The organism is Streptomyces sp. NPDC050448 (assembly GCF_040655295.1).
Classification (GTDB): Bacteria; Actinomycetota; Actinomycetes; order Streptomycetales; family Streptomycetaceae; genus Streptomyces.
Window position 1 is genome coordinate 1 of sequence record NZ_JBFAJR010000045.1, and the last position, 22873, is coordinate 22873.

The 22873-nt window shown below is 71.4% G+C and carries 22 protein-coding genes and 1 tRNA gene; 9 read left to right on the forward strand and 14 right to left on the reverse strand.

Annotated features, from left to right (window positions below):
- Positions 1-121: 121 nt before the first annotated feature.
- A tRNA-Val gene (locus tag AB0I68_RS34240) sits at positions 122-196 on the reverse strand.
- Between the two features lie 105 nt (positions 197-301).
- On the opposite strand from AB0I68_RS34240, the gene AB0I68_RS34245 reads away from it, so the two are divergent.
- From AB0I68_RS34245 to AB0I68_RS34255, 3 genes are all read left to right on the forward strand, one after another.
- On the forward strand, positions 302-1546 hold the full coding sequence (locus AB0I68_RS34245) for a hypothetical protein (protein ID WP_363181298.1): 1245 nt from the start codon (positions 302-304) through the stop codon (positions 1544-1546).
- A gap of 72 nt (positions 1547-1618) precedes the next feature.
- Complete coding sequence (locus AB0I68_RS34250; protein WP_363181299.1) at positions 1619-2320, forward strand: DUF4383 domain-containing protein; 702 nt, start codon at positions 1619-1621, stop codon at positions 2318-2320.
- 29 nt (positions 2321-2349) lie between these two features.
- Positions 2350-2553 carry a zinc ribbon domain-containing protein gene (locus tag AB0I68_RS34255; RefSeq protein ID WP_266629577.1) on the forward strand — a complete coding sequence of 68 codons (204 nt, stop codon included), beginning with the start codon at positions 2350-2352 and terminating at the stop codon, positions 2551-2553.
- 79 nt (positions 2554-2632) lie between these two features.
- On the opposite strand, the gene AB0I68_RS34260 is transcribed toward AB0I68_RS34255, so the two are convergent.
- The 4 genes from AB0I68_RS34260 to AB0I68_RS34275 are packed head-to-tail and all read right to left on the reverse strand — an operon-like array spanning position 2633 to position 7924.
- A complete protein-coding gene (locus tag AB0I68_RS34260) occupies positions 2633-3295 on the reverse strand; it encodes an O-methyltransferase (RefSeq protein ID WP_363181300.1) in 663 nt (220 codons plus the stop codon).
- On the reverse strand, positions 3292-4122 hold the full coding sequence (locus AB0I68_RS34265) for an HAD family hydrolase (RefSeq protein ID WP_363181301.1): 831 nt from the start codon (positions 4120-4122) through the stop codon (positions 3292-3294). Before AB0I68_RS34265 ends, AB0I68_RS34260 begins: the two co-directional genes overlap by 4 nt.
- Positions 4119-6749: a phosphoribosyltransferase gene (locus AB0I68_RS34270; protein WP_363181302.1), complete on the reverse strand. Its 2631-nt coding sequence runs from the start codon at positions 6747-6749 to the stop codon at positions 4119-4121. Before AB0I68_RS34270 ends, AB0I68_RS34265 begins: the two co-directional genes overlap by 4 nt.
- 8 nt (positions 6750-6757) lie before the next feature.
- Positions 6758-7924 carry an HpcH/HpaI aldolase/citrate lyase family protein gene (locus AB0I68_RS34275; RefSeq protein ID WP_363181303.1) on the reverse strand — a complete coding sequence of 389 codons (1167 nt, stop codon included), beginning with the start codon at positions 7922-7924 and terminating at the stop codon, positions 6758-6760.
- A gap of 194 nt (positions 7925-8118) precedes the next feature.
- On the opposite strand from AB0I68_RS34275, the gene AB0I68_RS34280 reads away from it, so the two are divergent.
- Entirely contained in the window at positions 8119-8898 is a 780-nt protein-coding gene (locus AB0I68_RS34280; protein WP_363181304.1) for a TerD family protein, read from the forward strand.
- Positions 8899-9016: 118 nt separating this feature from the next.
- Here the strand turns inward: AB0I68_RS34280 and AB0I68_RS34285 are convergent, their stop codons facing one another.
- The 6 genes from AB0I68_RS34285 to AB0I68_RS34310 all read right to left on the reverse strand — a co-directional run bounded on the left by AB0I68_RS34285 (position 9017) and on the right by AB0I68_RS34310 (position 13476).
- Positions 9017-9757 (reverse strand): Tellurium resistance, encoded by a 741-nt coding sequence (locus tag AB0I68_RS34285; RefSeq protein WP_363181305.1) that lies wholly within the window; start codon positions 9755-9757, stop codon positions 9017-9019.
- A 97-nt stretch (positions 9758-9854) separates the two neighbouring features.
- A complete protein-coding gene (locus tag AB0I68_RS34290; RefSeq protein ID WP_363181306.1) occupies positions 9855-10970 on the reverse strand; it encodes a DUF475 domain-containing protein in 1116 nt (371 codons plus the stop codon).
- Between the two features lie 25 nt (positions 10971-10995).
- The gene (locus AB0I68_RS34295) at positions 10996-11571 is read right to left on the reverse strand and encodes a TerD family protein (protein ID WP_030160469.1); all 576 of its coding nucleotides are present in this window, start codon (positions 11569-11571) and stop codon (positions 10996-10998) included.
- 130 nt (positions 11572-11701) lie between these two features.
- Positions 11702-12277, reverse strand: coding sequence for a TerD family protein (locus tag AB0I68_RS34300; RefSeq protein WP_266667357.1), 576 nt, complete (start codon positions 12275-12277; stop codon positions 11702-11704).
- Positions 12278-12442: 165 nt separating this feature from the next.
- Entirely contained in the window at positions 12443-12901 is a 459-nt protein-coding gene (locus AB0I68_RS34305; protein ID WP_363181348.1) for a peroxiredoxin, read from the reverse strand.
- A 149-nt stretch (positions 12902-13050) separates the two neighbouring features.
- Entirely contained in the window at positions 13051-13476 is a 426-nt protein-coding gene (locus tag AB0I68_RS34310; protein WP_363181307.1) for a DUF3052 family protein, read from the reverse strand.
- A gap of 457 nt (positions 13477-13933) precedes the next feature.
- Here AB0I68_RS34310 and aceE point away from each other — a divergent pair, with 457 nt between their 5' ends.
- Both aceE and AB0I68_RS34320 read left to right on the forward strand, forming a co-directional pair.
- On the forward strand, positions 13934-16666 hold the full coding sequence (aceE, locus tag AB0I68_RS34315) for a pyruvate dehydrogenase (acetyl-transferring), homodimeric type (protein ID WP_363181308.1): 2733 nt from the start codon (positions 13934-13936) through the stop codon (positions 16664-16666).
- Between the two features lie 134 nt (positions 16667-16800).
- Complete coding sequence (locus tag AB0I68_RS34320; protein ID WP_363181309.1) at positions 16801-17655, forward strand: potassium channel family protein; 855 nt, start codon at positions 16801-16803, stop codon at positions 17653-17655.
- On the opposite strand, the gene AB0I68_RS34325 is transcribed toward AB0I68_RS34320, so the two are convergent.
- Positions 17636-18037 carry a peptidase inhibitor family I36 protein gene (locus AB0I68_RS34325; RefSeq protein ID WP_363181310.1) on the reverse strand — a complete coding sequence of 134 codons (402 nt, stop codon included), beginning with the start codon at positions 18035-18037 and terminating at the stop codon, positions 17636-17638. The two genes, AB0I68_RS34320 and AB0I68_RS34325, sit on opposite strands and share 20 nt — an antisense overlap.
- Before the next feature lie 402 nt (positions 18038-18439).
- Here AB0I68_RS34325 and AB0I68_RS34330 point away from each other — a divergent pair, with 402 nt between their 5' ends.
- From AB0I68_RS34330 to AB0I68_RS34340, 3 genes are all read left to right on the forward strand, one after another.
- Positions 18440-19084, forward strand: coding sequence for a TetR family transcriptional regulator (locus tag AB0I68_RS34330; RefSeq protein WP_363181311.1), 645 nt, complete (start codon positions 18440-18442; stop codon positions 19082-19084).
- 177 nt (positions 19085-19261) lie between these two features.
- The gene (locus tag AB0I68_RS34335) at positions 19262-20401 is read left to right on the forward strand and encodes an alpha/beta hydrolase (protein ID WP_363181349.1); all 1140 of its coding nucleotides are present in this window, start codon (positions 19262-19264) and stop codon (positions 20399-20401) included.
- Between the two features lie 75 nt (positions 20402-20476).
- Positions 20477-21319, forward strand: a complete 843-nt coding sequence (locus AB0I68_RS34340) for a DUF4429 domain-containing protein (protein ID WP_363181312.1) — start codon at positions 20477-20479, stop codon at positions 21317-21319.
- An 84-nt stretch (positions 21320-21403) separates the two neighbouring features.
- Here the strand turns inward: AB0I68_RS34340 and AB0I68_RS34345 are convergent, their stop codons facing one another.
- Positions 21404-22420: an aldo/keto reductase gene (locus AB0I68_RS34345; protein WP_363181313.1), complete on the reverse strand. Its 1017-nt coding sequence runs from the start codon at positions 22418-22420 to the stop codon at positions 21404-21406.
- Positions 22417-22812, reverse strand: coding sequence for a MerR family transcriptional regulator (locus AB0I68_RS34350; RefSeq protein WP_363181314.1), 396 nt, complete (start codon positions 22810-22812; stop codon positions 22417-22419). Before AB0I68_RS34350 ends, AB0I68_RS34345 begins: the two co-directional genes overlap by 4 nt.
- Positions 22813-22873 lie beyond the last annotated feature (61 nt).

Below are 22873 nucleotides of genomic sequence, written 5' to 3' on the forward strand. Positions count from 1 at the left end.
CCGCACCCGGACCTCCCACCTGGCAGCACTTCGCCCCGCCGAGCAACAACTCGACGGGGCGAAGTGACCCGGACCCCGGATTAACCAACGGCATCCCAAGATCGGTTGGGGGCCTTCGTGCTGGTGGGCGTGGACGGTTTCGAACCGCCGACATCTGCTTTGTAAGAGCAGCGCTCTACCCCTGAGCTACACACCCGTGGATGAGTGGACAGCCTACATGGCGGGCACACCCCCCACGCAAACCCGCATCCGTGGGAGAGAATGGACCGGGGCACGGCGGACGCGGCACGGGAGAGGGATTGTGACGACGGCATCCCGGCGGTGGTTCGGCGGGCGGGACGAGAGTCGACGGGCGGATGCGCAGGCGGCGAAGGATGCCGCCGCGGCCGCGTTCTACGAGCTGGATACCGCGCAGCGGGATCTGCGGATCTCCATGGAAACCATCGCGGCCGCCGACGGGTCGCCCGCGGCGCGGCAGGCCGAGGAGGGGTTCGCCGCGCTCGGGCAGCGGATCGACCAGGTCAGCCATGTGTACATCGAGGCCGTCGACGCGCATGACCTCGACCGGGTCGACCTCGAGGGGTCCGTCGCCGCGCGGGCGCGGGAGCAGCTGACGCGGGCGCGGGACGAGCTCGTACGGGTCAAGGGCGAGCTGGACCGGTTCGCGCAGGGGCTGCAGCCGCTGCTGGACAAGGCCGAGATGCAGCTGGCGCGGGTGGCGCCCGCCCGGGAGCGGGCCAGGGCCGCGCTGCTCGCCGCGAGCACGGCGCTGGACGACGTACGCGGCAAGGGCATGCGGGCCGACGAGTTCGCGGCGCGGCTGGCCGCGCTGGGGCCGGAGCTGACCTTGCTGAACCAGGGCGCCGCGCAGCACGGGGTGCAGGAGACCGTCCAGCGCGCGGACCGGATCCTGCGTGATGCGGAGGCGATACGGGCCGAGGTCGTGCGGCTCCCGGAGCGGGCTGCGGAGATCGACCGGCGGCTGGTGAGCCTGCGGACCCGCGCGCAGGCGCTGCGCAATCGGGCGGACCGGGTGGATCCGGTGCTCAGTGAGCTGCGCCGGCGGTTCAGTGCCGCGTGCTGGCAGGACCTGCAGCAGGTGCCCGACCAGGCCGTACGGGACGTGGCGCGGGCCGAGGAGCAGCTGAGGGAGGCCGCGCGGGCGCGGGATGAGCAGCGCTGGTCGGAGGTGGGGGCGCTGGTCGAGTCGGTCCGGGGTGCGCTGGATGCCACCGACGAGGCGGTGTCGGCCGCGCAGGACCGGCTGTCGCGGCTGGAGGCGGTGGCGCGGGATCCGCAGGCGGAGGTGCAGCGGACCCGGTTCGCGATCCGGGATGCGCAGCGGCTGGCGATGGAGGGCCGCAGTGTGCCCGATCCGCGGCATGCGGGGCCGCTGGACGAGTCGGTGGCGCGGGTGGAGCGGGCGCTCGCCGGGTTGGAGGGGCGGCATCCCGACTACTGGCATTTCCTTCAGGAGATGGAGCAGGTGCGTGCCGCCGCGGGGCGGGTCGTCTCCGATATCCGCGGGCGGCGCGGGGGCGGCTGAGGCCCGAGCTTGTCCCGGGAGGGGCATGGGCGGATGCTGGGAGGTGCACGGAACGGAGCATTGGAGGGCGGTATGTCTGCCCAGACTTCCCACAAGCGTCGCGCGTCGCAGGTAGCCCCTGTCACCGCACCGCATGCCGCCTACGGGTGCCACGAGCCCCATGAGCACTACGCGCCGTACGTGTCCCATGGGCAGCCGATTGAGCTTCCGGCACCGCACGTCCCCTTCCTGGTGCGGCGCGTCGCGCATCCCGTCAATGCCCGGCTCGACGAGCATCTGCCCTCCGATCACAAGCTCAGCCAGGTGTACCGGGTGGGCGCGGGCCTGACGGGGCTGCTGCTGGTCGTCTTCGGGATCCTCGGGCTCATCGACCGGATCGGTTTCTTCGACACCGGCGGCGCCAGGGTGCTCACGCTGAACACCAACGGCACGTTGAGCGTCCTGTCGATCTGTATCGGGCTGCTGCTCTTCGTCGGGATGCTGATCGGCGGGAACTTCGCCTCCACCCTCAACATCGTGCTGGGGCTGGCCTTCATCGCCAGCGGGTTCGTGAATCTGGCCCTGTTGGACACCAGCCTGAACTTCCTGGCCTTCGAGATCCAGAACGTGCTGTTCAGCTTCATCGTCGGCGTGATGCTGATGTGGTTCGGGATGTACGGGCGGGTGGGCAGCGCCCTGCCGCACGACAATCCGTACTGGCGTGCCCGCCATCCCGAGCAGGCCGCCCGCGAGGACCGGGCACGGGCGAGCGCGAACGCCGGGCGAGGGCGGTAACGGGCGCCGCCGCTCTGTAGCCTTGGGCCATGCCTCGTTACGAATTCCGCTGCCGGACCTGCGACGACACCTTTGAGGTCAGCCGGCCCATGGCCGAGTCGTCCGCTCCCGCCGACTGCCCGGCCGGGCACGCCGACACCGTCAAGCTGCTGTCCGCCGTGGCCGTGGGCGGGACCAGCAGTGCCCCCGCGCCTTCCGGCGGGGGCTGCTGCGGCGGAGGCGGTTGCTGCTAGCCCTGCCGGTGCCGGCCCTGCCCGTGTCGGCCCTGCCCTGCCCGTGCCGTCGGCGCCGGTGAAGGTGCTGGCGCCGGTGCTACCGGCGCTTGCGCGACAGGGTGAGGCCGTCCGAGATCGCCAGCAGGACCGACTCCATGCGGGGGTCGCCCGCGACGTGGTCGTTGTAGGCGCGGACGCCCGCCGCCGCGCCCGTGGCGGACTCGTCCAGGACCGTGCCGTGGAACAGCGTGTTGTCCGTGACGATCAGCCCGCCCGGGCGCAGCCGCGGAACGAGCTCCTCCCAGTACGCGATCTGGCTTTCCTTGTCCGCGTCCACGTACGCCATGTCGATGTGCGGTTCCTGCGGCATGGCGCGCAGGGTGTCCAGCGCCGGGGCGATCCGCAGGTCGATCCGGTCGGCGACGCCCGCCGCCTCCCAGGCCCGGCGGCCGTACGCCGTCCACTCCTCCGAGACGTCGCACGCGATCAGCACGCCGTCCGCCGGCAGCGCCTGCGCCATCGACAGGGTCGAGAAGCCGGTGAAGGTGCCGATCTCCACGATGTGGCGGGCGCCCGTCAGCCGGACCAGGAAGGCCAGCAGCGGGCCCTGCTCCTCCGCCGACTGCATGCCGGCCACGTCCGGGAACTTCTCGTACGTCGTCGCCACCAGCTCCCGCTGGATCGTGTCCAGCGGGGGATTGTGGTCGAGCATGTAGCGGTACAGCTCATCGGTGATCTTGGTGCTGTTTCCCTTGGTCATGCGCCCAGTGTGCCGACTTCACCCGCCGCCCGGGCGAATGCCCGCACGATTTCCTCGCCGGCCAGGACGCCCGCCGTGGCCAGGGGCGTGACCGTCGGCGCGGTCCAGCCCGCGTCGGCCAGTTCGCCGTGGCCCGGGCGCCAGGCCGCGTCCGCCGCCAGCAGCAGGTCCGCGTCCAGCAGGGAGTCGCCGGCGGCGAGGGTCGTGGACGCGCCCGTACGGCGGGCCACCTCGCGCATGGCCGCGCTCTTCGTCAGCGGGCGCGGCACGGCGTAGATCTTGCGGCCCTGGAGGGAGACCGTCCAGCCGCGGCCCTCGGCCCATTCCGTCAGCGCCTTGATCCACTCCTGCGGGACCAGGGCGCGTTCGACGACCAGGTACGCGAACAGGTCCTCCGCGACCCGCGCCTTGCGCAGCCACGCCGGGTCCGCCGTCGCCAGCAGGTGCCCGTGCACCTCCTCCAGCGGGGCGCACTCCTCGGCCAGCCGCGCCGCCACCTGACGCCGCCAGTCCCGGTCCGGGACGCCGTCCACCAGCAGCTGCCCCCCGTTGGCGCAGATCGCGTACGGCGCCGGGCGCCCGGGGAAGCGGATGCGCTGGTACTGCTTGCGGGTGCGGGTCGTGGTCGGGACGAAGACCACCGCGGGATCGGCGGTCAGCTCGGCCAGCAGCGCCGCCGCCTTCTCCGTCATGAACGACAGCGGCTTGCTCTCGTGCACCTCGACGCACAGCAGCCGCGGGACCTCCGGGTCGGGCATGGTCAGGCCGAGCGCGGCCGTCGAGTAGATGAGCGTGCGGTCGAGATCACTGGCTACCAGGACAGTCACTTGGAGGCCACAGCCTTTCCGTCGGCGCCCGTGGCGCCGCGCGTGAAGCGGGGGTGGATGAGTCCTACACACGTATAGGGCAGCCCGTCGACCTCTTCCACCGGCACGCCCCGCTGCTCGGCGAGCAGGCGGACGTGGTCCAGGTCGGCCCCGGCGCCGCGCTGGGCCAGGATCTTCCACGGCACGCGCCTCAGCAGTACCCGCGTGGTCTCGCCGACGCCGGGCTTGACCAGGTTCACGTCGTGGATGCCGTACTCCTCGCTGATCCGCTCCACGGCCGCCCAGCCCTCCCAGGTGGGCGTGCGGTCGGCGGCGAGGAGCTCCTTGACCTCGGCGTCGACGGCCTCGGCCACCTCGTCGAAGCGGGCGGCGACGGTGTCGACGAAGCCGGTGGAGACATCGGCTCCGGCGAGCTCGCGGTAGAACTTCGCGCCGTGGAAGTCGGCGGGCCCGACCAGGTCGGACCTGAGCACCGTACGCGATATCAGTCCGGAAACAGTGGAATTGAGACAGGCGGAGGGGATCAGGAAGTCCTCGCGGGTGCCGTACGTGGGGACGCAGGAGCCGGGGTCGGCGAGGACCACGATCTCCGGGTTGAAGCCCGGGAACTCCACGAGCGCGGCCGCCAGCTCGCGCGTGATGGCGCCCTTGCCGGTCCAGCCGTCCACGAAGACCACGTCGGCGGGGTCGTGGTGAGCGGCCAGCCAGCGCAGCGCGTTGGGGTCGATGCCGCGGCCGCGCACGATGGAGACGGCGTAGTGCGGCAGGTCCAGGCCGTGCCGCGCCTGGGCCCAGCGGCGCATCAGGACGCCTACGGGGGTGCCGGCGCGGGCCAGCGAGACGAGGACCGGGGTGGGGGACCGCTCGGCGAGGACCGTCTCGGTGACCGTGCCGACGGCCCGGGCCATGCGGGCGGCGGACGCGGCCAGCGCGCTGCGGTACAGCTCCTGGTACTGGGGGGACGGCTGGTACTCGACGGGCAGCGACTCGGCGTAGTGGGCGCCGCCCGCCTGGATGGCCTCCTCGCGCTCCTCGGTCGGGGCCTCGAGCGCCACGTCGGAGAGGTCCTGGAGCAGCCAGCCGACGTCCTCGGCGGCGTAGGAGGAGAAGGCGGGTCCGCGCAGGGGCTCGGGCAGGATCGGCTCGGGCCTGATCGGCTCCCGCCGGTCGCAGGGAACGTCGGGGGTGTACGAGGGGACCACCGCGAGCAGGACCCGGCCGGCGTGCGGGGCCAGGCGCGCGAGGAGCCCGTCGGGGGCGTGCAGCGCCCCGGTGTCCCCGTGGGTGTCGACGACGGCGACGACGGTGTCGAAGCCGGCGCCCGCGACGTTGTAGGCGTACCGGTCGCCGGGCCCGTCGGCGGTGGGGGTGCCCCCAGAGGTGGCTGGGGGAGTGTCGTGGGCGGGGAAGACGAGCCGGGTGCGGATGGCGTAGCCCGGGTCGTCGACGGCGAGCACGGGCGAGCGGGTGGTGGTGGAGAACCGGACCCCGGCCGCGGCCCCGGACTCCTCGAGGGCCCGCGCGAGGCGCAGCGGCGCGTACATCAGCTCCTCGTTGCCGAGTACGAGGACCCTCCCGGGCTCGGCGCCGAGCGCGTCGGCGAGCTGCCGGGCCAGCGCGGGCAGGGCCGCCTCGAGCCGGGTGCGGTGCTCGGGGGTGAACCCGTGCCGGCCGCCGTCGGGGACCCCGGCGGGCCAGTCCAGCACCACCCGCCCGACCGCGGCCGGAACGGCGGAAGCGGCCGGAGCGGTAACAGGGACGGCGGGACCCGAAGCCGGGCCGGCCGGAGCCGAAGCGGCCCGAGCCGGAGCCGAAGGGTCCAAAGCCGGGACGGCCGGAGCCGAAGCGGCACGGGCCGGAACGGCGGAAGCCGTGCCCGGGCCCTGCCGCTCGTACTCCTCGACCAGGGCCTGTCCCTTGGCCAGGACCCCCTCGGGGAGGTGCACCGTGCCGGAGGCCAGGGCGATCAGGTCGACGCGCGCGCCGAGCTCGGCGGCGAACGCGGTGAGCCGGTCGCGGTCGGCCGGGGAGCGCATGTCGACGAGGGCGACGACCACGTAGTGCGCGCGGGGGTGGCGGGCGTGCAGGTCCCGGATGGTGTTCAGGACCGTGTTGCCGGTGGAGAACTCGTCGTCGACGAGGACCAGCGGGCCGCTGCCGGCCAGCAGTTTCGGGTCCTCCGGCAGCAGCAGGTGCGAGGTGGCGTGCGAGTGGGCCTCCTCGAACCCGCCGGCGGGCTCCACGCCCGGCACGGGGCGGCGGGTGGAGTGCAGGTAGGGGGCCGCGCCGAGGCCGTCGGCCACGCAGTGGCCGAGGCCGGTCGCGGTCTCGGCGTACCCGAGGACCACCGCGGAGCCGGCATCGTCGCCCAGCAGGGTGCGGACCCGCTCGCCGAGCCCGTGTCCGGCGGCGTAGACGGCCTCCGGGGACTGCGGGACGTGCTTGCCGAGCACCTGCGAGACCAGCAGGTGGGCCCGCTTCGGGTTGCGCCGCAGCGCCAGCCCGAGCAGCTCGTCCAGCCGTGGCGATCCCGGGTCGCCGGCCTCCTCCAGGCGTACGCCCAGCCGGTCTGCGACCCACGTTCCCGACCACACCGCGTCGATCGTCCTGTCCCTCTCCGTGTTCACGTGCGGACTCACACCTGGAGCCCGGCGGTGAGCAGGTCGACGAAGCCGACCTGCTCCTTGGCCACACCGAAGACCTCGGCGCGCAGCATGGTGCGCTCGGCCCAGGCCCGGTGGGGCTTCACTTCGTTCATCTTGTTCGTGTAGGCGGAGCGCATGACTCCGCCGCCGCCCCGCTCGGGGCGCAGGATGTCCTGGGCGTCGCTGAACTCCTCGTGGGAGACCACCGACAGCGCGTGGACGGGGGTGACGTGGGCGGGGTGGATGCAGGTCTTGCCGAGGAGTCCGTTGGCCCGGTCGAGTTCGATCTCGCGCAGCAGCCCGTCGAGGTCGTGCTCGATGAGGGTGGTGCGCAGTTCCTCGGCGCCTTCCTGGAGGAAGGGGCTGCGGCGCAGCTGGGGCTTGAAGAGGCGCTGCTGGCTGCGGAAGTACTCCCACACCGGTCCGGTCACCGTGAAGCCGGTGCCGTCGGCGCGGCTGAGCACGTTCACCACGTCGGCGATCACTCCGGCGACGATCTGGACGTCGTAGGCGGTCATGTCCGGGGTGCGGCGCAGTCCGTAGACCGAGCAGAAGTCGGTGACGCCGAGGCGCAGGGCCAGGACGCGGTCGCGGTACCGGCCCACGGTGCGGGAGATGCCGGCGAGGGCCTCGACGCGGGTTTCGAGGTGGAGGAGGTCGGGGGTCTCCAGGACGGGCATCGCGTACAGCGGGTGCTGTCCGCTTTCCGCCTCCGCCTGGGCCACGGCGTCGAGGAAGGCGGTCCCGCGGCTCTCCGTGAACTTGGGGAGTACGAATCCGGCCAGTCTTCGTACGGAGCCGCCGAGGCGGTGCACGAGGTCGGGTATCTGCTCGGGGGTGCGGACCCGGATGAAGAGGAGCGGGAGCTCGCCGCCGTCGGCGTCGAGGGCGGCGAACTGCCGGACGAGGTTGTCCTCGGCGTCCGCGACTTCGGCGTCGCTGATGGAATCCTCCAGGCAGAGGACCATGGAGACGACTCCGCGGTCGGCCTGTTTGTGGACGTCACCGGCGAGGCTGGGGCGGGTGGCCGGGCTGTAGAGGGTGGCTCCGAGGGCGGCGGCGAGGATGCGGGCGGGCGAGGCAGCGGTGAACTCGGCCGGCTCCTGGTGGAAGAGGTCCTTACGGACGGTGGGCGATATATGCCCAAAGTGACGCATGTGCTTCCCCCGTACTGCCTCGGCGGCCCAACTGGCGTGGCCGGTAATAGTACGTACGAATGTGAGTCAAAAGTTCCTCAAGCACATGAAGTTCAGGTAACCCTCTTGCACCATGCCCAGGTCTTTCGTCCGCGACAAGGCCCTGCGGGGGGCCGCGTTGTTGCGCGCCGCCCCGGGAGGGCAGGATGACGGGCATGACGCACGCGATGCAGAAGGGCTCGAACATCCCGGTGACCGCCGTGGCGGTCCGGGTGGTGCTGCGCTGGACCGGCGGCCCCGAGGTGCCGGACGTCGACGCCTCGGCACTGCTCGTGGGCCCGGACGGGCGGGTGCGCTCGGACGAGGACTTCGTGTTCTACAACCAGCCCCGGCACCCCTCGGGGTCCGTCTGGCGGCTCGGCAAGAAGCAGGTCGGCGACGGGATCACCGATGCCGTGCAGGCTGACCTGCGGGCGGTGCCCCCGGTGGTGGACCGGATCCTGGTGGTGGCCTCCGCGGAGGACGTGCCCTTCCAGCGGGTCCAGGACCTGCGGATCCTGCTGTACGACGCCACGGCGACCGGCGGCTCCGAGCCGCTGGCCTACTTCGACGTGCGGCCCGAGACCGGCGCCGAGACGGCCCTGATCTGCGGGGAGCTGTACCGCCGCGGCGACGGGTGGAAGTTCCGCGCGCTGGGCGAGGGCTACTCGAACGGGCTGGTGGGGCTGGCGACCGACCACGGGATCTCCGTGGACGAGAACGCCGCCGAGGGCTCGTCCGGGGCCGCCCCCGCCGCCGGGCCGACCGCCGAGCAGACGGCCGCGATGCGCCCGCCGGTTCCGCCGACCCCGCAGGCACCGCTGACGCAGGCCCCGCCGGCCGCGCAGCCGGCGTACGGGTACCCGCAGCCGGTGTCCCCGGTGCCGGTGCCGGGTCAGGGCGGCGACCCGACGTTCCGGCTGCCGGTGCAGGGCCCGCAGTTCATCCGCCGCTGACGCCGGGGCGGGGCCGCCCGGGCTGCCGGAGCCGCCCCGGCGCCCGGCTGCCCGCGACGCCCCCGACGCTTCGGCCGCCGCTGCGCCTTGCCTGACCGGGCCCCCGCCGAGGGCCCGGTCAGGCCTTGGTGCTCTTGTAGCCCCGCCCCCACTGCAGGCCCCACCCGTACAGCCGGTCCAGCTCGGCCTGGAACCCGTACACGAACTTCACCTCGCGCCGCACGATCAGCTCGCCCTTGACGTGCTCCAGGGTGAGCACCGCGCAGGAGCGGGCCTGTGGGTGCCGCTCCTCCAGCGGGATCTCGATCCGCGGTCCGGTGATCGGGTAGAGGGTGATCATGGCGTGTGTCCGGTCGAACGCCGGGGTCTGGTCGTAGATGTAGACGAACACCAGCAGCCGCTTGATCTCGTCGGCATGGTCGAGGTTGACGAAGACCGTCTCCCCGGAGGGCGCCCCGAACCGGTCGTCGCCGCTGAGCTTCACGTACGGCGGGCTGTTGATGTCGCCGTGGAGGTTGCCCAGCGGCTGGACGACGCCCCGGGTGCCGTCGGCCAGCTCGTAGAGACAGCCCAGGTCGAGGTCGACGTTGACCATGCCCTGGGTGTGCGCCTGCACCATGTCGGGCTTGAACAGCTTGAACGGGTGGCGCAGGAGCCGGCCGCCCTCGCCGCCGCGGCCGCCGATGTCCGAGCTGCGCATGCGCCAGGACAGGTTGACCCGGAGGTTCCCGTGGACCGCCCCCTGTTTGGTGAGCGACACCGTCGGATGTCGCTTCGTCAGCTCGATCGCGTTCGACGAGGCGCTGCCCGAGTCGAACTGCAGGGCCCGGCTGCCCCTGATCCCGTCGAAGAATCCCATTCCCCTACCCCCCTTTTCTATGCGGACGGGGCGGCCCGGCAGTCCGCAGACCAGCCCGGCCGCCCCGCAATTGGAGCGTTCCGCATTACCGCCGTGATCATGCCTCGGCGGCGGAACCCTCCAGTTCCATCCGCTTGTTGCGGCGCACCGAGGACCAGAAGGACCAGGCGATGAGCAGCACGCCGACGAGGCCGGTGATGACCTCGTGGATCTCGTACTGGATGGTGACGAGCAGGATCATGGCGAGCGCGCCGATGGCGTAGTGCGCGCCGTGCTCCAGGTAGACGTAGTCGTCGAGGGTGCCCTGGCGGACCAGGTAGACCGTGAGCGACCGGACGTACATGGCACCGATGCCGAGGCCGAGGGCCATCAGCACGATGTCGTTGGTGATGGCGAAGGCGCCGATGACCCCGTCGAAGGAGAAGGAGGCGTCGAGGACTTCGAGGTAGAGGAACATGAAGAAGGCGGCCTTGCCGGCCATGGCGACGGCCGTGACGGGGCTGCCGCCCTTCTTGGCCGCTTCCTCGGCCTCGTGCTCGGCCTCTTCCTCTTCTTCGAGGCGGTTCTCGAAGTAGCCGGAGAGACCGCCGACGATCATGTAAGTGATCAGGCCGGCGATGCCGGAGACCAGGACGGTCTGCGCCTTGTCCACGTGGGCCCCGCCGTGCTGGTGGGCATGGGCGGCGAAGGTCATGGACGTGATGAGCAGGACGATCAGCGCGATGCACGCCGACAGCATGTCGATCTTGCCGAGCTTGGCGAGCGGGCGCTCCAGCCACGCGAGCCACTTGATGTCCCGGTCCTCGAAGATGAAGTCGAGGAAGATCATCAGCAGGAACATGCCGCCGAAGGCCGCGATCGCCGGGTGGGCGTCCGTGACCAGCTGCTGGTACATCTCCTTGTTGTTCAGCGCCAGGTTCACGGCCTCGATGGGACCGATCTTGGCGGTGATCGCGACGATCACGACGGGGAAGACCAGGCGCATGCCGAACACGGCGATGAGCACGCCGACCGTGAGGAAGATCTTCTGCCAGAAGGCGTTCATCTTCTTCAGGATTCCGGCGTTGACCACCGCGTTGTCGAAGGACAGCGAGATCTCAAGGATGGACAGGATCGCCACGATCCCGAATGCGGTCCACCCCCCGTAGAACACCGCTGCGACCAGACCGAGCGCAGTGACTGCGAACGACCAGCCGAAGGTTTTGAGAACCACTGGCACCCCATCGTCTTGTACGGCTTTACGAAACGTTGACCCCGAAGTCTAGAGCGATGCCCCGGAGCCCCGACGCGTACCCCTGCCCCACTGCGCGGAACTTCCATTCGCCGCCGTACCGGTAGACCTCGCCGAAGATCATCGCGGTCTCGCTGGAGGCGTCCTCGGTGAGGTCGTAGCGGGCCAGCTCCTGGCCGTCCGAGTCGTTCACGACGCGGATGAAGGCGTTGCTGACCTGGCCGAAGCTCTGTCGGCGGGCCTCCGCCTCGTGGATCGAGACCGGAAAGACGATCTTGTCGACCTCGACCGGCACCTTGGTCAGGTCGATGATGATCGATTCGTCGTCGCCCTCACCCTCGCCGGTGAGGTTGTCCCCCGTGTGTTCGACTGAGCCCTCGGGGCTCTTCAGGTTGTTGTAGAAGACGAAGTACGCGTCCCCCAGGACCCGGCCGTCGCGGCACAGCAGCGCGCTGGCGTCGAGGTCGAAATCGGCCCCTGTGGTCGAGCGCGCGTCCCAACCGAGACCGACCAGGACCCGGGTGAGGTTCGGTGCGGCCTTGGAGAGGGAGACGTTGCCCCCCTTGGCGAGTGTGACGCCCATGTTGTGGTCCTCCCCGGACGACGTGGTGATCGCGGCGCGCACGCGTGGCGGGCCGGCGGTGAATCGTTGCAAAGCACGTCCGGCGCCGTACACACAGTGCACGGCGCCGGACGGGTGACAGCTGGCAGGCTCAGACGTTGACGCCGAAGTCCTGGGCGATGCCGCGCAGGCCGGACGCGTAACCCTGGCCGATGGCGCGGAACTTCCACTCGGCGCCGTTGCGGTACAGCTCGCCGAAGACCATGGCGGTCTCGGTCGAGGCGTCCTCGGAGAGGTCGTAGCGGGCGAGCTCGGAGTTGTCGGCCTGGTTCACCACGCGGATGTACGCGTTGCGGACCTGGCCGAAGCTCTGCTGGCGGCTCTCGGCCTCGTAGATCGAGACGGGGAAGACGATCTTGGCGACATCGGCCGGGACACCGGCCAGGTTCACCTTGATCGCCTCGTCGTCGCCCTCGCCCTCACCGGTGGTGTTGTCACCGGTGTGCTCGACCGAGCCGTCCGGGCTCTTCAGGTTGTTGAAGAACACGAAGTTCGAGTCGCTGGCGACCTTGCCCTGGTCGTTGGTCAGGATCGCGCTGGCGTCGAGGTCGAAGTCGACGCCGGTGGTGGTGCGAGCGTCCCAGCCCAGACCGACGATGACCGCCGTCAGATTCGGCGCGGCCTTGGTCAGCGAGACGTTTCCGCCCTTGCTGAGGCTGACTCCCACGGGTCCTCCATTGGGTTCATGTGTGGGGCGGTGCCCCGTCGTGCGGTTTCTACCGGGATCAACGTTTCGATCCTAGTGACGGGTTCCCGCCTGCCGGCGTCTTTCCCGGTGAACTCTTCCCGGAACCCGCCCGAAGTGCATCAGGTACCCGAGGCCCCGACGGGCTCAGAGGCTGTCGAGGGCCTTGATGTACTCGTTCAGGTCGCGCGCGTCGGGCAGGCCGTTGACGACGGTCCAGCGCACGACGCCGTCCTTGTCGATGACGAAGGTGCCGCGGACCGCGCAGCCCTTCTCCTCGTCGAAGACGCCGTACGCGCGGGAGGTCTCGCCGTGCGGCCAGAAGTCCGACAGCAGCGGGTAGTCCAGGTTCTCCTGCTCGCCGAAGACCCGCAGGGTCGGCACGGAGTCGTTGGAGACCGCGAGGAGCTGGACGTCCTCGTTCTGGAACCGCGGCAGCTGGTCGCGCAGCTCGCACAGCTCGCCGGTGCAGACACCCGTGAAGGCGAACGGGTAGAAGAGCAGCACCACGGCCTTCTCCCCCCGGAAGTCGGAGAGCCGCACGGTGGCGCCGTGGTTGTCCTTGAGCTCGAAGTCCGGGGCCTTGCTGCCGACCTCGATCGCCATCTCTCGCATCCCTTCGTTCCTGCATCCCTGCATTGGGCTGTTCGGGTGCCCCAGCCTAGGGGGACCGGGTGCCCGGAACGCACGCACCCCGCCGACCGGGTTGGAATCCGGCCGACGGGGTGCGTGTCCGCTTGGCTGCGGGGCGCGGCTCAGCGCTTGGACTTGGCCACCTTGGGCGTGGCCAGCTTGGTGGCCGTCCACTCCTTGCCGATGGGGAGACCCTTGGCCAGCGAGAGGCCGGCGGTCGTGGCGGCCTCGCTGATGTCGCTGGCCTCGACGAAGCCGGTCTTGCCGGTCTTCGGGGTGACCAGCAGGATCAGGGCGTCGTCCTCGACGAGCTCGGTGGCATCGACCAAGGTGTCCGTCAGATCGCCGTCGTCCTCCCGGAACCACAGCAGCACCGCGTCGGCGACGTCGTCGTAGTCCTCGTCGACGAACTCCTCGACGAACTCCTCGACGACATCACGGAAATCCTGATCGACGTCGTCGTCGTAGCCGATCTCCTGGACCACCTGTTCGGACTGGAAACCCAGCCGGGCGGCCAGGTTCTCCGCGTGGTCCGCGGTCGCGCTCACGGGGTGCCTCCTGCTCATGTTCGGTGAATGTCTCTCGGCGGCGCGCGTACGCGCAGCATTGGGCGTAGTCCACACGGGCGCGGCGGATCGCGCAAGTACCCGGCCGTCGAGACCGTCGAAACGGTGACGATTACGGCCGTCTCGCCGCAACTTTCAGCCTTCCCGCGTGCACCTCTGGTGATTCATCCCACACCATTCCAGCTCATTCGGCATCATCGGCATCATCGGCGACGCTTCCCGGCTTTCCTACCTGTTTGAGGGACGAACGGCCTTACGGACCCGCTGATCGTCTTGGGCGTAAGGTTGCGGTTTGGCCGGACCCGCCGCCGACGGCGCCACGAACCGCCGCGGACTCCAGTGATTACCCAGTGGTACAGGTGACGATTCCGACCGAGCGTAAGACGATGGGAGGCGGCGAAACCCCATGGCACGACTCCCCTGACAGCGAAGGAACAGCGTGGCTTCCGCATCCGATCGCAATCCGATCATCATTGGCGGCCTGCCGAGCCAGGTCCCGGACTTCGATCCGGAGGAGACGCAGGAGTGGCTCGACTCCCTGGACGCCGCCGTCGACGAGCGGGGCCGTGAGCGCGCCCGCTATCTGATGCTGCGGCTGATCGAGCGGGCCCGCGAGAAGCGCGTGGCCGTGCCCGAGATGCGCAGCACGGACTACGTCAACACGATCGCCACCAAGGACGAGCCGTTCTTCCCCGGCAACGAGGAGATCGAGCGCAAGGTCCTGAACGCCACCCGGTGGAACGCGGCCGTCATGGTCTCGCGCGCCCAGCGCCCCGGTATCGGCGTGGGCGGCCACATCGCCACGTTCGCCTCCTCCGCATCCCTCTACGACGTGGGCTTCAACCACTTCTTCCGGGGCAAGGACGAGGGTGACGGCGGCGACCAGATCTTCTTCCAGGGCCACGCCTCCCCCGGCATCTACGCGCGCGCCTACCTCCTGGACCGGCTCTCCGAGCAGCAGCTCGACGCGTTCCGGCAGGAGAAGTCGAAGGCCCCGTACGGCCTGTCCAGCTACCCGCACCCGCGGCTGATGCCGGACTTCTGGGAGTTCCCGACCGTCTCGATGGGCCTCGGCCCGCTCGGCGCGATCTACCAGGCCCGGATGAACCGGTACATGGAGGCGCGCGGGATCGCGGACACCTCGAAGTCACACGTTTGGGCGTATCTCGGCGACGGCGAGATGGACGAGCCGGAGTCGCTCGGCCAGCTGTCGATCGCGGCGCGCGAGGGCCTGGACAACCTGACCTTCGTCGTGAACTGCAACCTGCAGCGGCTCGACGGCCCGGTGCGCGGCAACGGCAAGATCATCCAGGAGCTGGAGTCGCAGTTCCGCGGCGCCGGCTGGAACGTCATCAAGCTGATCTGGGACCGCTCCTGGGACCCGCTGCTGGCGCAGGACCGCGACGGCATCCTGGTCAACAAGATGAACTCGACGCCGGACGGACAGTTCCAGACGTACGCCACCGAGACGGGTGCGTACATCCGCGACCACTTCTTCGGCGACGACCAGCGGCTGCGGGCGATGGTCGAGAACATGAGCGACCAGCAGCTGCTGCACCTGGGCCGCGGCGGCCACGACCACAAGAAGATCTACGCGGCGTACGCGGCGGCCAAGGCCCACAAGGGCCAGCCGACGGTGATCCTGGCGCAGACGGTCAAGGGCTGGACGCTCGGCCCGAACTTCGAGGGCCGCAACGCGACGCACCAGATGAAGAAGCTGACGGTCGACGACCTCAAGCGCTTCCGCGACCGCCTGCACATCCCGATCACGGACGCGCAGCTGGAGGGCGGCGCCCCGCCGTACTACCACCCGGGCCCGGGCTCGCCGGAGATCCAGTACATGCACGACCGCCGCAGCTCGCTGGGCGGCTACGTGCCGACCCGCGTGGTGCGCGCGAAGCCGCTGCAGCTGCCGGACGACAAGGCGTACGCGGCGGCCAAGAAGGGCTCGGGCCAGCAGTCGATCGCCACGACCATGGCGTTCGTGCGCATCCTGAAGGACCTGATGCGGGACAAGGAGATCGGCAGGCGCTTCGTGCTGATCGCCCCGGACGAGTACCGCACGTTCGGCATGGACGCGTTCTTCCCGAGCGCCAAGATCTACAACCCGCTGGGCCAGCAGTACGAGGCGGTCGACCGCGACCTGCTGCTCGCGTACAAGGAGTCCCCGACCGGCCAGATGCTGCACGACGGCATCTCGGAGGCGGGCTGCACGGCCTCGCTGATCGCCGCGGGTTCGGCGTACGCGACGCACGGCGAGCCGCTGATCCCGGTCTACGTCTTCTATTCGATGTTCGGTTTCCAGCGTACGGGTGACCAGTTCTGGCAGATGGCCGACCAGCTGGCGCGCGGTTTCGTCCTCGGTGCGACCGCCGGCCGGACCACCCTGACGGGTGAGGGCCTGCAGCACGCCGACGGTCACTCCCAGCTGCTGGCGTCGACGAACCCGGGCTGTGTGGCGTACGACCCGGCGTACGGGTACGAGATCGCGCACATCGTCCAGGACGGTCTGCGCCGCATGTACGGGCCCGACGCGGAGGACGTCTTCTACTACCTGACCGTCTACAACGAGCCGATCCAGCACCCGGCCGAGCCGGCCGACGTCGACGTGGACGGCATCCTGAAGGGCGTCCACCGGGTGTCCACGGGCTCGGCGGGCTCCATCGGGGCGCAGATCCTGGCCTCGGGCGTGGCGGTGCCGTGGGCGCTGGAGGCCCAGCGGATCCTGGCCGACGAGTGGAACGTCCGGGCGGACGTCTGGTCGGCGACCTCCTGGAACGAGCTGCGCCGCGAGGCCGTCGAGGTGGAGGAGTACAACCTGCTCCACCCGGAGGAGGAGCAGCGCGTCCCGTACGTGACGCGGAAGCTGTCGGGTGCGGAGGGGCCGTTCGTGGCGGTCTCGGACTGGATGCGGGCCGTCCCGGACCAGATCTCGCGGTGGGTGCCCGGTGCGTACACCTCGCTGGGTGCGGACGGCTTCGGTTTCGCGGACACGCGCGGCGCGGCCCGGCGCTTCTTCCACATCGACGCGCAGTCGGTGGTGCTGTCGGTGCTGACCGAGCTGGCCAAGGAGGGCAAGATCGACCGTTCCGCGCTGAAGCAGGCCGTGGACCGGTACCGGCTGCTGGACGTGTCGGCGGCCGACCCGGGCGCGGCCGGCGGCGACGCGTAGCGCACTGCGGCGCGAATGGCCCGGACGGGCGAATGACGGCGGGCCCGGGGCTTCGGCCCCGGACCGCCGTCGAGGCGGGTCCTCGGCAGCACCGGGGGCCCGCTTCGTTTTACCTGTTCCTTACGATGCTGCGTATGAAGCAACCCTCCCGCCAGCTGCGGTGGGAGCGGCGGAGCCAGACCCCGCTGCTCGTGCTCGCCTTGGCCTTCACCGTCGCGTACGCCGTACCGATCGTCGTGCCCGACGCGGATGCGGACGTGCACCGGGCGTGCACGGTCACCGAGTGGGTGGTGTGGGCGGCGTTCGCCACGGATTACCTGATGCGTCTGGCCCTGTCGACGGCCAAGAGGGCGTTCGTCCGGACCCACTGGCTGGACCTGGGCGCGGTGCTGCTGCCGATGCTGCAGCCGCTGCGGCTGCTGCGGCTGGTGTCCACGCTGCTGCTGGTGGGCCGGCGGGCCCGGATGGCTCCGCAGATCCGGCTGACCACGTATGTGGCGGGGGCGGTGGTCGGGCTGCTGATGTTCGGCTCGCTCGCGGTGCTGAGCGTGGAGCGGGACGCCCCCCACGGCAACATCAAGAACCTGGGCGATGCCGTGTGGTGGAGCTTCACCACGATGACGACCGTCGGGTACGGGGACCACTCCCCCACCACCGGGCTCGGCCGGGTGCTCGCGGTGGGGCTGATGCTGTCGGGGATCGCGCTGCTGGGCGTGGTCACCGCCAACATCGCGGCCTGGTTCATCTCCCGCTTCGAGCTCGACGACCAGGTGGAGCGGGCGCAGACCGCCGCGATCGCCGAACTGGCCGCGGAGGTACGGGCGCTGCGCGCCGAGATCGGGCGGCTGGGCGGGGCGGGCGGGGCCGCCGCCCACGCCGCGGCCGGCGTGCCGGGCACCGCAGTCGCCCCGGGCGCGGGGGCCGACGTACTGGCCCAGGTGCCCGAAGCGGCCCCGACGGCGGGTGCCGCTAGCGGTCCCACACCTTGAAGGCCCTGACCAGGTAGGGCGATTCGGGCAGCCAGACCCCGTCGCCCGGGTAGGTCTGGAACTCGCCGGTCTCGGCGCACTCGGCCGACTGGTAGGTGGTCACCGGCCGCCCGGTGCGGTTGACCAGCGACTGGGCGCTGGTCCCGGCGGGCAGTGCCGTACAGCTGTTGATGTCCAGGGTGCTCAGCTCGTGGGCGTGGCGGGTGCCCCTGAACTCCGGCTTCGCCCACAGGCACAGCTGCCCGGTGGCGCAGGCGGGGGCCTTGCCCGGCGGCGGGCCGGCGGCGTGTGCGGCGCTTGCCGTGCTCGGGATGAGCACGGCGAGGGCCAGGACGGTGGCGGCCAGGGCGGTGGTGGACCGTGCGGGTGAACTCGTACGCATGACAGGTCAACTCCTTGTGGACCAGGGCGCCCCGGACCGGTTCCGCAGCGCCTCGAACCCCACGCTGACCTGCGAGGACGGCCGGGCGGAAGGGGCCGCGGGCCGGTCCACCCGGATAGGCGACAGCCCCGCCGGAACCGTCCGGCGGGGCTGTCGTACGGACGCGGTTGACGCCTGCGCGCCGAGCGGGGCGGCTGCACCCGCTCCCGGTTGTCCCCGAACGGGTTGCCGACCGGGGCGGCCGTGGCCGTGCCGGAGACGGCGGGACGGGCGGTGACGGCGGCCGACACGTCACCAGCGGGTTGACGAGACAGCAGCCGTCAGGTCCGCCACCGGTACCCTGACCGCTCACTCGGCGTCAGATTCGGCATGCGGAGCATGCGGAAAGGACACCCCCCGGTGATGACCGACGAACGGCCGGTGCCGGCGCCCGGGCTGCGCGAACGCAAGAAGCGGCGCACCCGGGACGCGCTGCTGCGCGCCGCCCTCCTCCTCTTCGTCGCGCAGGGGTACGAGCACACCACGGTCGACGAGATCACCGACTCCGTGGGCGTCTCCCAGCGCACCTTCTTCCGGTACTTCGCCAGCAAGGAGGAGGCCGCCTTCGCCGTCCAGGACCTGGCCGAGTCGCATTTCGTCGCCGCGCTGCGCTCCCGGCCGCCCGCCGAGGGCCCGCTCGAAGCGCTGCGGGGGGCCGTGCTCGGCGCCTGGGACACCCTCGACGAGGCGCTCTCCGACGTGGTCCCGGTCGACCTGTACATGCGCACCTACCGGCTCATCGAGTCGACCCCGGCGCTGCTCGCCGTCCACCTGCGCCGCTCCACCGCGCTGGAGGAGCGGATCGCCCGGCTGATCGCCGAGCGCGAGGGTCTGGACGTGGACGCCGACCCGCGGCCCCGGGTGGCCGTCGCCGCGTTCTGCGGGGTGACGAGGGTCACGGGGCGCCTGTGGGGGCAGGGAGAGGACGCCGGCGTGGCCTCGATCCGGCGGATGACCGAGGCCTGCCTTGACCAGATCGGCCCGGCGCTGGCCGCGGACTGGCGCTGAACCTCCGTACGAGGTGCCGCCGTCGGCCGTGAACCCGGTCACCCTGGGCCCCGTGCCCGGATCCGGTCTCATACGCTGGTCCCAGTGAACCTGCCCGGCCTCGCCCACTCCACCTCCGGCGCCGACCCGCGCCCCGCCGCCCTGCGCACCCTGCTCGCGCTCGCGGTGGTCTTCATCATGCTGGCGACCACCGGCTGGACCGCCGTGCACCGGCCCGACGCCGGGACCTCGCTGCGGGCCGCCGCCCTCGCCTCCTGGTCCACGGCCCGGATCGACGGCCGGCCGGTGCCGCCCGCCGACGCCCCCGTACGGACGGTGGCCCGGTTCTTCGCCGACCTCGACGGCTCCCAGCGGGCCCGGCTCGCCGAGGGCTACCCCCTGGCCGTCGGCAACCTCGACGGGGTGCCGGCTCCGCTGCGCTACCGGGCCAATCTGCGCGCCCTGGAGCAGGCCGAGCGCGTGGAAGAGGCCCGCAGCCGGGACGTCAGCCTGACGCCGGCCGACCGCACCACGGCCGGCCGGCGCATGCACCGCTTCGCCTCCCTGGCCGAGCCGGGCCGCCAGATCCTCACCTTCGACCCCACCGGCGGCGGCCGCGTCGCCGAGGTGTTCGGCGACCTCGACCAGGCCGACCGGATCTCGGTGGTCGTCCCCGGCGTCGACACCGACGTCCTCACCTTCGAGCGCACGCAGCGCCGCCTCATCGCCCCCGTCGGCATGGCGCAGTCGCTGTACGAGGCCCAGCGCACGGCGGCTCCTGGCAGCCGGACCGCGGTCATCGCCTGGGCCGGCTACACCGCGCCCACCGGGGTCGGCATGGACGCGGCGACCGGCCGCATGGCGGTGGACGGCGCCGTACGGCTGGAGGCCCTGACCGCTGCACTGCCCGGGGACGCGAGCGTGGCGCTGTTCTGCCACAGCTACGGCTCGGTCGTGTGCGGGGTCGCCGCGCACGCGCTGCCGAAGCGGGTGACGGACGTGGTGGTGGCGGGCAGCCCGGGGATGCGCGTGGGCTCGGCGGCCGAACTGCACGCGTCGGCGCGGGTGTGGGCGACGCGGGACGCCGGTGACTGGATCGCGGACGTACCTCACCTGGAGGTCGGCGGGGTCGGCCACGGGGCGGATCCGGTGTCGCCGGCCTTCGGGTCGCGGCTGCTGTCCTCGGCCGGGGCGAAGCTCCATACCGGCTATTTCGAGCCAGGTACCGGATCCCTGGACAACTTCGCCAAAATCGGAACCGGTGAGTTCGGTTCCGTTGTGTGTGCGACCGGCGACGATGCGTGCCGGCGTGGAATTTCCGGGACAGACGGGGACTGACACGCGTAGAGCCTCGGAAAACGGGCTCTGCACCGAGGGGGACGCACAGGGGTGCGTCCCTTTACCATGTGCCGCATGGGTGACGTACTGGCCGGAAACCATGCCGTCTGGGAGTTCGACTCGGACTCGGTGCTCATCCGCTTCGCACGGGGGATGCGGACGCCACGACTCTGGCATGCCCTCGGGGCGCGGCGGATCCCCTTCGAGGCGTTGTCGGGGGTGACCGTGAGCACGACCGGGTCCGGGGGGAAACGGGACGCGGTGGTTCTGCATGCCGTGCCGCGGGCGGGCGCGGATCCGCTGATGGAGGCCGCCGCCGGGCAGTTGCGGGAGTCCTGCGACCCGTACCGGCTGGTGCTGCCGGGGGACCGGGCCGCGCAGGCGGCCGGGTTCGCGGACGCCGTACGGGCCCGGCTGGGCCCCGAGGCGGCCGACCCGGCCGGGCGCTTCCTGGTCGGGGTGCCGGAGCCGCCGATGCAGCTGAAGGCGTACGACGCGCGGCTGGGCTTCGACGGCTCGGCCGTCACCTTCCACTGGTCGCGTACGGGCGCCACGAGCACCAAGTGGAAGGCGGGCGACCAGCGTTACCCGCTGTCCGCGCTGACCGGCGTCGAGTGGAGCTCGCCGGAGGGGCCGGGCGGCCACCTGCGGCTGCTCCGGCGGGACGCCACCGGCGACCCGCGGCCCGACCACGACCTGGCGGCCGCGGTGTTCGGCGTCGGGTACGGGGCGGTGCACGAGTCGCTGCCGTTCGCGGCGGCCGTCCTCGCCGCCCTGCGCGGCCGCACCCCGGTGGCCTCGGTCCCGGCGGCCCGCACGGACGAACGCCTGCACCACCTGGGCGAGCTGTACAGCGCGGGCCTGCTGACGGACGCGGAGTACGCGGCCCTGCGCGACCGCTTCGCCGCCGACGCCTGACTCCGGGCCGTCTCTTGCGGATCGTGCCGGGCCCGCGGCGCCCGGCACCGCGGGCCCGACCGGCAAGACCCGAAAGAAGACGACCTAGTCCTCGCGGGCCGCCGAGGTGGAGCTCATGTCCGGGTAGCGGTCGCCCAGGACCTGGGCGGCGATCGGCTCCAGCAGGGCCAGCTCCGTCGGCGTCAGGGTGATCCGGGTCGCCGCGGTGTTCTCCGCGAGGCGGCTCGGCTTGCGGGTGCCCGGGATCGGGACCACCGTCAGCCCGTGCACCTGCGCCTGCTGGTGCACCCAGGCCAGCGCGATCTGCGCCGGGGTCGCCCCGTGGGCCTGCGCGATCTGCCGCACCGGCGCCAGCAGCGCCGCGTTGGCCTTGGCGTTGTCGCCGGTGAACCGGGGCTGGAAGGCGCGGAAGTCGCCCTGCGAAAGCTCCCCCGCGTCCGCGAACGCGCCGGTCAGGAAGCCGCGCCCGAGCGGGGAGTACGGCACGAAGGCCACGCCCAGCTCCGCCGCCGCGCCCACCGCGCTGTGCTCCACGTCCCGGCTGAACAGCGACCACTCCGACTGGAGCGCCGCGATCGGGTGCACCGCGTACGCCTCGCGCAGCTCGGCGCCGGTGACCTCGCTGAGCCCCAGGTGGCGCACCTTCCCCTCCTGCACCAGCTCGGCCATCGCGCCCACCGACTCGGCGAACGGTACGGCCGGGTCGCGCCGGTGCATGTAGTAGAGGTCGATCACATCGGTCCCCAGCCGCCGCAGGCTGCCCTCCACGGCCTGGCGGATATACGCGCGGTCGTTGCGGATGCCCCGGTACTGCGGGTCGTCGGTGCGCTCGATGGCGAACTTGGTGGCGAGGGTGATCTCGTTCCGGTGCGCGGCCACGAACGGCGCGATGAACTCCTCGTTCCGGCCGCGCCCGTAGACGTCCGCGGTGTCGAAGAGGGTGACCCCGGCGGTCAGGGCGGCGTCCAGGGTCGCGCGGGCCGGCGCCTCGTCGGTGTCCCCGTAGAACTCGCTCATGCCCATGCAGCCGAGGCCCTGGACGCCGACCCGGGGGCCTCCCTTGCCGAGTTCGACCTGCTCGATGGTGGTGTTCTGCGTCATTGCTGTGTCGCCTTCCCCGCGGTCGTGCCCATGGCATACATATCGATCTTGAAGTCCAGTACGGCGAGTGCGTCGGTCAGCTCCGTGATCCGCGCGCGCACCTCGCGCCGTGTCTGCTCCAGCAGTTCGCGGCGCCGGTCGACGGTGTGCTCGCCCTCGCGCACGAGTTCGGCGTAGCGGACCATGTCGGCCACCGACATCCCGGTGGCGCGCAGCTTGCCCACGAAGGCCAGCCAGTGGAGGTCCTTGTCGCTGAACCGACGCTGTCCCGAGTGGGAGCGGTCCACGTGCGGCATCAGACCGATCCGCTCGTACCAGCGCAGGGTGTGCTGGGTCAGACCGGTCCGGGCCTCGACCTCGCTGATCGTGTACCGCGTCTGCGTCAGGCTCATGGCGACCACGCTAAAACCTTGGAGTGCACTCCAAGCAAGTAGGCTCGGCCGCATGGAGAGC